At 58.8% G+C, this 12,286-nt stretch carries 14 protein-coding genes; 8 read left to right on the top strand and 6 right to left on the bottom strand.

Translation table 11 applies throughout. From position 1 onward, the window contains the following. Positions 1-303 (top strand): IS701 family transposase (locus K6U75_01255; protein MCL6473670.1); only part of this gene is annotated, 303 nt, incomplete at its 5' end. A 3-nt stretch (positions 304-306) separates the two neighbouring features. On the opposite strand, the gene K6U75_01250 is transcribed toward K6U75_01255, so the two are convergent. After that, positions 307-570: a LuxR C-terminal-related transcriptional regulator gene (locus K6U75_01250; GenBank protein MCL6473669.1), complete on the bottom strand. Its 264-nt coding sequence runs from the start codon at positions 568-570 to the stop codon at positions 307-309. 136 nt (positions 571-706) lie between these two features. Between K6U75_01250 and K6U75_01245 the strand changes: the two genes are divergently transcribed. Then, complete coding sequence (locus K6U75_01245) at positions 707-2,671, top strand: amylo-alpha-1,6-glucosidase (GenBank protein MCL6473668.1); 1,965 nt, start codon at positions 707-709, stop codon at positions 2,669-2,671. On the opposite strand, the gene K6U75_01240 is transcribed toward K6U75_01245, so the two are convergent. Further along, on the bottom strand, positions 2,668-3,360 hold the full coding sequence (locus K6U75_01240; protein ID MCL6473667.1) for a coenzyme F420-0:L-glutamate ligase: 693 nt from the start codon (positions 3,358-3,360) through the stop codon (positions 2,668-2,670). The genes K6U75_01245 and K6U75_01240 overlap by 4 nt on opposite strands. Positions 3,361-3,635: 275 nt before the next feature. Here K6U75_01240 and K6U75_01235 point away from each other — a divergent pair, with 275 nt between their 5' ends. After that, positions 3,636-3,902 (top strand): response regulator transcription factor, encoded by a 267-nt coding sequence (locus K6U75_01235; protein ID MCL6473666.1) that lies wholly within the window; start codon positions 3,636-3,638, stop codon positions 3,900-3,902. A gap of 50 nt (positions 3,903-3,952) precedes the next feature. Here the strand turns inward: K6U75_01235 and pdxT are convergent, their stop codons facing one another. The 3 genes from pdxT to K6U75_01220 are packed head-to-tail and all read right to left on the bottom strand — an operon-like array spanning position 3,953 to position 7,133. Then, positions 3,953-4,588 carry a pyridoxal 5'-phosphate synthase glutaminase subunit PdxT gene (pdxT, locus tag K6U75_01230; GenBank protein ID MCL6473665.1) on the bottom strand — a complete coding sequence of 212 codons (636 nt, stop codon included), beginning with the start codon at positions 4,586-4,588 and terminating at the stop codon, positions 3,953-3,955. 4 nt (positions 4,589-4,592) lie between these two features. Further along, positions 4,593-5,717: a site-specific DNA-methyltransferase gene (locus tag K6U75_01225; protein MCL6473664.1), complete on the bottom strand. Its 1,125-nt coding sequence runs from the start codon at positions 5,715-5,717 to the stop codon at positions 4,593-4,595. Positions 5,718-5,738: 21 nt separating this feature from the next. Next, positions 5,739-7,133: a sialate O-acetylesterase gene (locus tag K6U75_01220; GenBank protein MCL6473663.1), complete on the bottom strand. Its 1,395-nt coding sequence runs from the start codon at positions 7,131-7,133 to the stop codon at positions 5,739-5,741. 131 nt (positions 7,134-7,264) lie between these two features. On the opposite strand from K6U75_01220, the gene K6U75_01215 reads away from it, so the two are divergent. Both K6U75_01215 and K6U75_01210 read left to right on the top strand, forming a co-directional pair. Beyond that, complete coding sequence (locus K6U75_01215) at positions 7,265-7,813, top strand: nucleotidyltransferase family protein (protein ID MCL6473662.1); 549 nt, start codon at positions 7,265-7,267, stop codon at positions 7,811-7,813. After that, positions 7,791-8,024 carry a hypothetical protein gene (locus tag K6U75_01210; protein MCL6473661.1) on the top strand — a complete coding sequence of 78 codons (234 nt, stop codon included), beginning with the start codon at positions 7,791-7,793 and terminating at the stop codon, positions 8,022-8,024. The genes K6U75_01215 and K6U75_01210 overlap by 23 nt, the downstream gene beginning before the upstream one ends. A gap of 1 nt (position 8,025) precedes the next feature. On the opposite strand, the gene K6U75_01205 is transcribed toward K6U75_01210, so the two are convergent. Beyond that, positions 8,026-8,724 carry a dienelactone hydrolase family protein gene (locus tag K6U75_01205; GenBank protein ID MCL6473660.1) on the bottom strand — a complete coding sequence of 233 codons (699 nt, stop codon included), beginning with the start codon at positions 8,722-8,724 and terminating at the stop codon, positions 8,026-8,028. 121 nt (positions 8,725-8,845) lie between these two features. Between K6U75_01205 and K6U75_01200 the strand changes: the two genes are divergently transcribed. From K6U75_01200 to K6U75_01190, 3 genes are read left to right on the top strand one after another with little or no spacing between them, the layout of a single operon-like run. Beyond that, complete coding sequence (locus K6U75_01200) at positions 8,846-10,180, top strand: hypothetical protein (GenBank protein ID MCL6473659.1); 1,335 nt, start codon at positions 8,846-8,848, stop codon at positions 10,178-10,180. A gap of 7 nt (positions 10,181-10,187) precedes the next feature. Next, positions 10,188-11,615, top strand: coding sequence for a lipopolysaccharide biosynthesis protein (locus K6U75_01195; GenBank protein MCL6473658.1), 1,428 nt, complete (start codon positions 10,188-10,190; stop codon positions 11,613-11,615). A 1-nt stretch (position 11,616) separates the two neighbouring features. Further along, entirely contained in the window at positions 11,617-12,285 is a 669-nt protein-coding gene (locus K6U75_01190) for a class I SAM-dependent methyltransferase (GenBank protein MCL6473657.1), read from the top strand. The last annotated feature ends 1 nt before the right edge of the window (position 12,286 follow it).

Here is a 12,286-nt window from a genome sequence, read left to right as displayed (position 1 = left end):
TACTGGGCGACGAACGACTTGGGGATGACCGCAACGCAGCGGGCGCAGTTGGCGGGGCAGGGCTGGGGCATAGAGGTCTACCATCGGGCGTTGAAGCAGTGCTGTGGGGTGGAGAAGGCCCAGGTTCGTAAGGCAGTGGCAGTGATGCGCCATTTGCCATTGGCTTTGAGGGCATTTTTACGGCTGGAGGTTTATCGTTTGCGGACAGGGGTGAGTTGGTATGAGGCGAAGTTGTCTCTGCTTCGGGAAGCGATAAGAGCTTTTCTGGCTCATCCCACCTATGACCTCAATCCAACTGCGTAAGTCCTACGGAGATTGGAAAGCCTCCTCCGAAAGCCCTCCATGAATATTGCCGATTCGAGAGGAGGATTTGGTTGGGTCGTGACCGAAATACTTCCGAAGTATCTCCCGCAACTGGGCACCATAACTCTTTACCGTGCCCCCCGAAAGCGACAGCGCCTGTGCTATCTCCGCATACGTGTCCCCCTGCAGGCGCAACCGTAGCACCTCGCGCAGTCGGCCGGGCAAAAAAGCCATGAACCGTCCGCACTCCACCGCATCGATTGCCATCTCTTCGACATCGCATGGAGGGACGCAACGCTGCGGTTGCGACTCTGTCAACACGGCGATTTTCCATACACCCGCCACCTCTGGGCAAACAGGAATCGCGTCTCATCGTGTATAATGCCCTCTCTCGGAGGCGAAAATGCGCGCGGAATGCCCGCCCAACCTGTCTTTTTCCCGAAATGTCCTGCACCAGATGGAAGCCTCATGCCGTCGGGAGTGGCTGTTGACCAACGGCATCGGGGGTTTTGCGTGCGGCACTATCGCCGGATTGCGTACCCGACGCTATCACGGGTTGCTCACGGCTGCCACTCCGCCCCCGACCGGCAGGGTGCTGGTGCTGGCGGAGATAGAAGCATGGCTGGAGGTGGATTCCCAGACTTACCCCCTGTCCAGCCACCTCTATCATGGAGCCATCCACCCGGGCGGCATCCACCATCTGCAACGGTTTAGCCTCCATCCCTGCCCCACGCATCTCTATACGGCTGGCAAAGCGGTCGTCCAGCGACAGGCCTGGCTGGTTCGCCATCACAACGCGGTCGCCGTCCGTTACACCCTTGTGTCGGGAAGGAAATCGGCAGGGCTTCGCCTGATACCGCTGTTCGCCTGCCGGGACTATCATTCCCTCACCCACGCCAACAACGTCATGGACCCTTACGCCGAGCAGGTCGCTCCCGGTTGCTACCGCCTGAACCCTTATCCGGGCTTTCCATCCGTCTTCCTGTACGCAGGCAGTGCCTCCTTTATCCCCTATCCTGACTGGTACTACGCCTTCCACTATCCGGTAGAGGCAGAACGAGGTCTGGACAGCGCGGAAGACCTGTGGACGCCCGGCACGCTGGTTTGTGACCTGCAGAGGGGACAAAGCGCGGTCATCGTGGTATCGCTGGAGCCTCTCAAACAGATACCCACAGAGCCTCCCGAAGAGCAGGAGGTGCCGTCGCCGTTTTGCGAGCACCCGCTGGCTAGCGCGCTGTGGTGCGCCGCGGAGCAGTTCGTCATCCGTCGCCCACAGGGAACCAGCATCATCGCTGGCTATCCCTGGTTCACCGACTGGGGGCGGGATACCATGATTTCCCTGCGCGGCATCCTGCTGGTGCGCCGTCGTTACGACGAGGCACGAGAGGTACTGAGCCTTTTCGCGAGACACCTGCGCGATGGATTGATACCGAACCGCTTCCCCGATGCGGGCGAGGAACCCGAATACAACACTGCCGACGCCACGCTGTGGTTTGCGTGGATGGCGGAATGCTACCGGCAGGAAACCGGAGACGAGTCATTCTTCAGGGAGGAGATATATCCCCGTCTGCGAGAGTGCCTGCAAGCATACCGCGAGGGCACGCGCTTCGGCATTCGGATAGACCCTGCCGATGGTATCCTGCGTGTGGGTGAACCCGGCTGGCAGGTGACGTGGATGGATGCGAAGGTGGGCGACTGGGTGGTGACGCCGCGCGAGGGCAAGCCGGTGGAAATCGCTGCCCTGTGGCTGCAGTTTCTGGACGTGCTGTGCGAGGCGGCACGTCGCTACGCCGATGCCACCACCGCCCGAGAGGCTGAAGACCTGATCAGACAGGCACGTGAGTCTTTCATGAGCAAGTTCTGGATACCGCAGCTGCAATACCTCGCCGACGTGGTGGACGACAGAGGCAGGCAGGACCCCCGTCTGCGCCCTAACCAGTTGATTGCGCTGGCAATTCCTCAGCCCCCCGTGCCCCGCGACCTGGCAAAGCACATCGTGCGCACGATAGAAAGGTATCTATTGACGCCCTACGGGTTGCGCACGCTTGCGCCCTTTGACCCTGATTATCGCGGGCGCTACGAGGGGGATGTCATCGCCCGCGACGGCGCGTACCATCAGGGCACGGTATGGACATGGTTGCTGGCAGCGTACGCAGATGCCTTGCTTTTTACCACCGGCAGAACGCCAGCCACGCTTTCACGTCTGCGCAGTTTACTGAAACCCTTCGAGAAGCACCTGCGCGAGGCGGGTCTGGGCACGGTATCCGAAATCTTCGACGGTGACCCGCCCCACCATCCGCGCGGTTGTTTCGCGCAGGCGTGGAGCGTCGCGGAGCTGCTGCGGATATGGCACATGACCTGCCGCTAGCCAACGCGACGCAGGATACACAGCGGCGTTTGCTGACTGCCCTGCCCCAGCGGGTTATCGCGGAACAATTCCACCGCCAGTGCGCGGTTCAGCCCATGGCTCGCGCCGAGTACCTCCACGCCCAAATCGTTGGCGTCCACGATAGCCACCGGCACTCCCAGCTCGTCCGCAAGGCGCTGAGCCACCTTGTTCGGGTTCTTCGGAGCAAGGGAGGCGTAACGGTTATATGGAGGCAGGGTATAGGGGGTGGGGCCGTCTATCGCTGCCACGTTGCGTCCGGCAACGCGGTAGAACATGCCGCGAATGCCGAGCGGTTTGGTCACTGCTGCTACCGCAGCCGCCAGCAGGATACGCCATACCCCTGCCTCGCGCAGTGCCAGCTCCATCGTGACCGGACTGCCGATGCCGATGCCGTGCGGGGTTTTGGTCACAAACCGGCTCAGCCACCGCGCCAGAGGACGGGGCTGAATTTCCTCTACCGGAAACGCACGCTTCTGGCAAATCGCCACAACCTTCTCGCTGATTACCAGAATATCGCCCTGTTGAAGGTGCGGCGCGGCATATTGTCGCACGACCTCCGCGATGTCTTCCCCCGGCTGCACCACGTGGGTGCGCACCGGGTAACGCGCCCAGACCCGCCCTTCAAACGTGCGCGTAAGTTCTTTACCAGGATTCGGTGACCATTGCATGGCTACATACCTCTCTGGATACGCCTTGCGTCTTGCATTGTATTGCGTTGTCCAAAACGAAAGGAACCTGCACCTGCAGTTTGGCATCTATATAGTGGTTAGTTGTCACTGGCGCACGGCTTCAGCCTTGGGCTGGCTCCCCGTGACATTACTGGTTTATCCCGGTTCGCGTTCCGAAACCGAAAAGTTGCTGTGGAACGCGCACTGATTGTGGAATATTCCCTGTGGAGGCGGCGCGAAAAACGGAAAGGAGCTAAAAGGAGCAGATGAGTACCATGGCTACACCGAAGCACAAAGGTTCTGATGAGCGCTCGGTTAAGCTGACGAAGCGCGAGATCGAGGTGCTGTCGCTGATTATCGAAGGTCGTTCCAGCAAGGAAGTGGCCGACCTTCTGTTCGTCAGCAAGCGCACCGTGGACTTCCATCTCGCCAACATTTACGACAAGCTGCAGGTATCGAACCGCGTTCAGGCTTTCCGGCGTGCCGCCAGCCTCGGTTTGATACCTTTCGATACCCAGAAACCCCCTTATGCCGAGTCCTAACAGCTCCCTTCAGCAGCCTTTGCGATGAAGCAGTGACCGGTTGATGCCGGTCACTGTTGCCTTCGATAGGCACGCACCATCTCCACGAAATAACAATGTAGCCGCAGGTCATCCGTCAGCTCCGGATGAAACGCGCCGCCCAGCAGGTTGTTCTGCTGTACCAGTACGATTTTGCTGTCCAGACTTGCCAGCACCTCCACGCCTTCGCCGGTTCGGGTCACATACGGCGCACGAATGAACACCGCGCGAATGGGAGGGTCGCCCAGTTTGGGCACAGGCAGGTCTATCTCAAAGCTATCCACCTGCCTGCCGAAAGCGTTTCGCGCCACCGCCACATCCAGTAAACCCAGCCGGGGCTGCTGGGGATAGCCCTCAATCTCATGCGCCATCACAATCAAGCCTGCGCAGGTACCGTATACCGGCATCCCTGCCCTGGCACGTTGCTGCAGCACCGCATCGATGCCATACCGCTGCATCAACTTCATGATGGTCGTGCTCTCGCCGCCTGGGATGATTAAGCCGTCCACCTCCTGCAACTGCTGCGCCGTGCGAACCTCCTTACCATTCACCCCGCACCGCTCCAGCATCCGCAGGTGCGCCTCGAAGTCACCCTGCAGCGCAAGCACGCCGATAGTTACACTCTCCGTGGTATCCGTCCGTGTCACCGCTAAGTTGTGTTCCTCCATCGCTTCAGAAGAGCAGGCTGTCCTCCTGTGCTCCTTCACAAACCTGCTTGCTCATTTCCGCCAAAAGCCTCTTTCTGAGCACGTCGATCGGCTGAAGTATACCCGTTGCAACATCGTGAAAGTACCAGTGTTCCCAGCCGTTGCATGGTGCGCCAGTAAGGAGTTTGCCCATCTGGTGGATGGAGCCTTCGCACTGGCCCAGACGAATGTGTCCATTCGCCAACACCATCGCCGTCGCCTCGCGCCTGCCCTTGAAGAAAAGTAGGTCACCCGGGCGCAGGTAGCCGTTTTCCAGCAGCGCGCCGAACGGAACCCGCGCTTGCGACCGGATTTTAGGTGTCACCGGTTCTACCGCCTCCAACAGCGCAGGCACCACTTGTGCGATTCGCTGTTCGGCAATCTGCGCATAGCGCGGGTCACGCTCGATGCCGATCCAGTGACGTCGCAGCCGTTTGGCGACCGCCCCTGTGGTACCGGTGCCGAAAAAGGGATCGAGAACGACGTCGCCCACATTGGTGCTGGCGAGAATCAGCCGGTAAAGTAGCGCCTCTGGCTTTTGGGTGGAATGGGCTTTCTCCCCGTTGATGCGAATACGCTCTTGCCCTGAACAGACAGGCAGGTACCAGTCGCTGCGCATCTGAAGGTCGTCGTTCAACGCCTTCATATCGTGATAGTTAAAGGTGTATTTCGCCCCCTTTACCTTTTGGGCCCAGATTAGCGTCTCGTGCGCGTTGGCAAAACGCACTCCCCGAAACTGCGGCATCGGGTTGGTCTTCACCCACACGATGTCGTTCAGAATCCAGTAGCCTAAGTCCATGAGAATCTTGCCAATACGGTAGATGTTGTGGTACGTGCCAATGACCCAGATAGTGCCCGTGTCCTTCATCACCCGTCTGGCAGCGGATAGCCACGCCTCGGTGAATCGGTCGTATTCGGCAAGGCTCTGGAACCGGTCCCATTCGTCGTCAACGCCGTCCACCCGCGTCATGTTGGGGCGGTACAACTCCTGATGGATTTGCAGGTTGTAAGGAGGGTCGGCAAAGACCATATCTACGGACTGTGCTGGCAGCTCGTGCATGACCTGCACACAGTCGCCCGACAGTATCTGGTCTAGCGGCAATCCCTCCATCTGGCTATTGCGCCTTCCTCCCTAACGCTGAATAGACACAGGACCGAACACCGGCACTGCCATGTCCGCCTCATCGACCACATTGCAGTATGGGTCGATGCCAAAGCCGTACCACAGATAAGCGTTCTGCGGACAGGGCTCGGTCAGATGCAGCAGGATGTCCGTCGGCGAAGCTTTGTCCACCTCCATCTTGTAAATGATACGGTATGGATGGTTTTCTTCGGTGCGGATGGAGAAGCCCGTCACCCGTCCGGGCGCGGTGAGTTTGCCGTTCACGTCCGCAAAGCGCACGCGGATGCGAGTGCCTTCCGGATTGTCCACAAAAGCCCCTATCAGGCGAGGTCCCTTCTGAATGTCGCTTCGCCCGAACAGTTCCCTCAGGGCGATATGTGCCAGACGCCTGCCGAGACGCTTCAGACCCTGCGTGCCGATATGTATCAGGTCGTCCAGTTCCAGGTCTACCGACGCCACCACGGCGGTATTCGGTATCTCCTCTGCGAGCCTGCGCTGTACGTCTTGTGCCTGATTCCACGCGAGCTCCCCCTCTAGGGGCATGGCGACGACAAACCGCCCGATTTGCACCGTATAGAAGGACAGGTTGGGGTCGCCAAAATCGGCGCGAACGCTTTCCACGATGCGGGTGAACCGCTCCGCGAAAAGAGGGACATCGTTGGGGTTGGCGTCGCTTTCCCCCTGATACCACAGCAGCCCCTTCACTTTACCCCCTACCGCCTTGACTCGCCGCAGCATCGAACCGTACAGCGACCCTCCGCCCAGATGCGCCAGGTCCGGGCTCCATTGCGACATAGACGTGCCGCCATGCGCACAGGGAACCAGCCCTACTGGCACACCGGTGGCTTCCACCATCGCTTTCGCAAACGGTAAACCCAGTCCTGCGCCCTTGCTGCGGGTGCGGTGCCACTCGGCGTGCATTTCGGAAGTAGGCGGTACGCCTTCCGGATGATGCACCGGGTCTATGGAACAGCACAGCCAGTGAAGCGGTTCCCGCGCCGCTTCCCAGCTTTCCGCCATGGTGTAGCTGTGCACCAGCGGGTGGGGTTGCTCCACATCTATCAAATCGCCGACCCCTTCCATATTCGACTGCCCCGCAAGCACCCACAGGTCGCCCACCAGCAGTTCCTTGACTTCGGCAGTTTGCTGCGGCTGGTGACGCAGGCGAAAGCGCAGGGTATAGGGTCCGCCTGTCTTCAACTGCACCGATGCTTGCCATCGCGGACCTTCCGCTTGTCCGCACGCACTCCAGTCGTGCAACAGGCTCTCGCCCTGCACGATTTGTGCTTCCACCACATCCGATGCCTCTGGCGCGCAGGCGCCGGTGATAGCCACAACAGCCTCGTCATTCGTACCGCGCTGGAAGACCTGATAATCGGTCGCCCCCTGCTCTATCCGCAACATATCCTTCTCTACTCCTCCACAAATCCGTGCTCGATTGTTTCTTCCACCAGAAACACCTGTATCCCTGCAGCTGCACACCGCCTTGACGTTCCTGCGAGAAAGGTGTATCTTAAACGAGGAAAGGAGCATCCATGCCCGAAGCGACTCTCCTCAAAAAGCTGCAAATCCTGGCACAATTGACACGGCAGCTGCAGGAATACGGGATACGTCCTGTGCTGGTGGGTGGAACCGCGCTTGAGGTGTACACTGCTGGGGCGTACGCGACCGGAGACATGGACATTGTAGTTGCCAATAGAGATGTGGCTGTACATGCGCTTCACGAGATGGGCTTTCAACCACACGGACGGCACTGGTTTCATGCTCAGTGGGAAATCGCCGTAGAGATACCTGACACAGATTTGGCTGGCGATTACGGTCGGTTACTGGAGCTGGAGATTGCAGACGGCGAAGTTGTGTATTGCATCGGCGTTGAAGACCTGCTGATAGACCGTCTAAACGCGGCGGTTCACTGGCAGTCTTCCGAAGATGCGAGATGGGCGAAGAACCTGCTACGTAACCACGCCACTCGATTAGACTGGGACTACTTGTGGCGACGTGCCCGTGAGGAGGGAACCGTGCAGATGCTGGAAGCACTCTGGCAGGAGGTGCAACGGGACGATGCGGCGTATGAAGCTGAGTGACCTGCAGGCGCAGAAGCGGCAGATATTCATCGAGATGATGCAACGTGGCGCGCTGAAACGCATGCCCCGCACCCGTCCCCGCGATCCGGAAGAGGAGCAGGTGCTGAACCGTCTGGCGCATCTGCGCTGGAATCGCTGGCTGCAAAACGGTACGCTGGTCATCCTGGCGCCGCGGCGATGGCGATTGAACCTGCCCCCAGAGAACGATTAGTCTACCTCCCCAGCGTACGCTGCAAGAACTGCAGAGTGATTTGCCATGCTTTCTCTGCAGCCTCACGGTTGTAACCCTGCTGGTTGTTGGGGTTGGCGAAAGCGTGTCCGGCATTAGGGAACACGTGGATGTCCACCCTCTTGCGCAGGCGGCGCATCTCACTTTCAAACGCGCGTACGAGCTCCACCGGAATGCCGCGGTCGCGGTCGCCGAAAATGCCGAGTACCGGACAGGTGATGCGCTGCAACGCGGCTTCATCGGTCAGTAACCGACCGTAATAGATGACACACGCGCCCAGCTGCGGCTGGTTTATTGCCAGCGTCAGCGCCCAGCTGCCTCCCATGCACCAGCCGATGACTCCCAGACGCTTTCTGCGCGTCTGTGGCAGGCGGCGCAAATACTGAAAGCCTGCCTGGAGGTCGCGAAGGGCGCGGTCCTCCGGCAGCCCGCGGCTCAGCTCGTGCGCCTCCATAACCTCGGTGGTCACCCTGCCACGATACAGGTCTACCGCCAGCGCCACGTACCCCTCCTTCGCCAGAGCATCCGCCTGCTGCTTCACCCAATCGTTTAGCCCCCACCACTCATGTATCACCAGCAAGCCCGGAACCGGTTCCCTGCGCTTCGGAGCTGCCAGATACGCCCGAACGGTGTCTCCATTGCTTTTGAATTGCACGGTACGAACTTCTATTTGCTCAGGCATCCTACCCACTCCTTTCATTCACCAAATTCGCCATCGGACCTGGCAAACCCCTTCTTGACGCTCTCGCTTGAACCTGTTAGAATAACAAGCAGGCAAATTCTACGGGAGCACAAGGTTCCGCATGGCGGTGGAAGAAGAGGAGATCACCCTACCCGACCTGCTCGGCATTATCTGGCAGCGCAAGTGGACAGTGGCAACGGTCACTCTGCTTTGTGTTCTTATCGGCGTGCTGGCGACATGGCTGCCCAAACCGGTGTACGAAGCATCCTCGACTCTGCTATTCCCAGCGGGTGGAGCGTCTCCCCTCGCGGGGATTGCGCAGTCGTTTGGTATTAGCCTGCCATCCGGTGGCACAGCGCCGTTGAAGATGTATCGCGCGGTGCTGGAGAGCGCGCGCCTGCGAGAGATGATTTCGCAGGAAACGGGCATCAAAGCGAAGAAGTTACAGTCCATGACGACCGTCAAAGACGATGCGCAGGCAAGCCTCATCACCGTGTTGGTCAGGCATGAGGACCCCGCCACGGCGCAGAAGGTGGCACGGCTCTATATCCGCTCGCTGGCTCAGCTGAACAAAGAACTGAACCTGCCGATAGTGCGCAATCAGGTGGAGTTTCTGGAGAGAGAGCTGTCTTCGCGCACGAAACAACTCCGCGAAGCAGAAACTCGGCTGCTGGAGTTCCAGCGTCGGATGGTCGGGGAAGGCGGTGCACCTTCGTCAGCGGGCACTTCTGTACCAACGCGAGGAATAGCCGGGCTGCCTTCGCTACGTGTGTCTGGCGGGGCATCAGGATTTGACACAGCCTACCTGCAGCAGTTAAACTCTGCACGATTGCAGCTGAATCAGGTACAGCAACAAATCGCCGCCGCGCGCGAGGCGGCACAGCGCGTGGCACAATCAGCGACAGAACTGCCTGCGGACCTTCCGCCCGCTGCACCATGGCGGGCGAAACTCACCGAACTGGAATACGAACTTCGCGTTGCCGAACTGACCTATGGTCCCGATGCGCCGAATGTCGTGAAGTTGAGGAGAGAGATCGAACTGACCCGCCAGCAGCTGCGCAGAGAGATTGAGAACTACTTGAAGGCGGTGAATATGAACGTGGACCCCAATCTGGCTCCACTGGAACTGCAGCGGGTGGGGCTGGAAGCGCAGGTCAATGCCCTGCAACAATTAGCAGCGCGTGCGCCAGAGGATACCCTGCAGATGCAGCGTTTAGCCCGTGAAGTGTCTACCTTGAACGAGTTGGTGCAGCAGCTGCGCGTGGCTTTGGAGCAAGCGCGCATGGAGATGTCTCGCGACCCCAACCGCTGGGAGGTGCTGGAAGACGGACGCTTGAAGGAAGAACCGGTGAATAAGCGGTGGAAGCTCAACATCGCGCTCGCGCTGGCAGGTGGATGGATATTGGGCGTTTTGCTCGTTGTGCTTACCCTTCCCCGTGGTGAACGACGGCAGTGATGGGCTGATGCACACTCTGTTGCGTCATAGCGCGATTTATCTCATTGCCCGCGGGGTGCCGGGAGCAATTAACTTCCTGGCTATCGCTATCTACACTCGTCTGCTTTCCCCGCAAGAGTACGGGCAATATGTGCTGGTCATCGCCGCGGTCGGGTTTACCAGTGTGCTTTGCTTTCAATGGATAAACCTCTCCCTGCTACGGTTCGTGCCCTCTTCTGAATTCGCAACTAGCGACCTTCTCAGCACAGTGAAGGCGACCTACTGGGCAATAGTGGGGTTCACTGCTCTGGTGGGAACAACAGGCATACTGGTTTTCGTACCGCAGGAACAAAGATGGCTTGTGCTCATCGCGCTTCCCCTGCTGTGGCTGCAAGCCTGGTTTGAAATGAACCTCGAGCTGGCTCGTGCGAAGCTGCAACCCGCACGGTACGGCATAGCAGCCGGGCTCAGAGCAGTTTCTGCAATTACGCTGGGCACTGCTCTCATCGCCTGGCAACTGGGAGCATTCGCACCGCTCCTGGGATTGGCAACCGGATACCTTCTGGGGGGGATGACCCTGCAAACGCTGGGCTGGAAAGCGTGCCGGGTGCGCCTGATCACCCCTGTACTGCGGCAACTGCTTCGCTACGGGTTGCCCCTTGCGGCAACTCTCGCGCTCAGTTACGTCATCAGCTCCTCCGATCGGTTCCTCATCGCCTACTATCTTGGAGAGCAGGCGGCAGGCATTTACGCCGCAAGCTACGATATGGTCTCTCAGTTCTTGATCATGCTGATGATGATTATCAACTTGGCAGCTTATCCGCTGGTGGTAGCCGCTCTGGAGCAATCCGGTGCCGAAGCGGCACGTATACAGCTTGTACGAAACCTGTGGCTCCTTCTGGCAGCTGGCGTTCCCGCCACGCTTGGCATGGCCCTCTTCGCGCCACAAATAGCATCGGTCGTGCTTGGCAAGTCGTTCCGGGAGGCAGGATTAACCGTCATTCCGTGGATTGCAGCTGCTACTCTGCTGGCAGGTGTGCGCTCTTACTACTTTGACCTCGCGTTTCAACTCGGAAAGCAAACCACAGGACAGCTGTGGGTGGTCGGCTCATCGGCGGTGGTGAATTTTGTGTTCAACGTGGTGTTAATCCCGCGCGCTGGTATTCTCGGTGCTGCCTGGGCGACGATTGCTGCCTACGCGGTAGCACTCCTCCTCAGCGTATTGCTGGGACGAAGAGTCTTCACTGTGCCCATGAGCTGGAAAGGCGCGGGGCACGTCCTGCTCGCAGCCGCCGCCATGGTGTTATGCTGGTACCTTGTGCCTACTGGCGAGACACCGTGGAGCGTTATTGCCCACTTAGTTAGCGTGGTCTTGATTTACTGCATCACATTGTTTCTATTGCATACACATTGGCAACATCGCTTTCCCTTTGCTGTAGGAGGCAGACGCGACTGACATGATTAATCGTATTCATGCTATGCTCCATCTCCCAGAGCGCGGCTGGGACCCTGTGCCAGCGCAGTATGCGCAGCGATATGCAGAGATTGAGTGGCAGAAAGTCGATAATCAACTGGTCGATATTCTGGAAACATGGGTGGGCAGCTGGGCGGGCAAGAGTGTGCTTGACCTCGGGGGAGGTCCGGGGCAGTACGCCGTGGCTTTTGCACGCAGAGGTGCCAGCGTCACGTGGTACGACATTTCACGCAACTATCAGCAGATTGCACAACAGAAAGCAGAGGAGCACGCAGTGGATATCGAGTTTCTGCTGGGCTACTTGGACGAAGCGCCCAGACGGCTTGGGAAGCAGTTTGATCTTGTCTTCAACCGCATCTGTTTTTGCTACGGCTGGTCGGACAAGTCCTTTGTCAGGGTGATTTATGACATGGTAAAACCGGGCGGTTGCGGCTATATCGAAGCAAACAACTCGTTGTTTCGTCGCGAGCAGCTATCCATGAGAAATCGGTTGCAAACGTGGCTCAATGAGCGTACAGGTATCAAAATCGGACACCCACATCCACCCCGTGGACGGATTGCACAACTGCTTCTAAAGTACCCACTGGAACGGATTTTGGTAGACTATGAAGAGGCAACGCTCGATAGGGTCTTTTTTCGGAAAGCGAAGTGAG

It is taken from the genome of Bacillota bacterium, assembly GCA_023511455.1.
Classification (GTDB): Bacteria; Armatimonadota; HRBIN16; order HRBIN16; family HRBIN16; genus HRBIN16.
The sequence above is the reverse complement of the archived record's forward strand: the minus strand, read 5'-3'. Positions and strand labels throughout refer to the sequence as shown.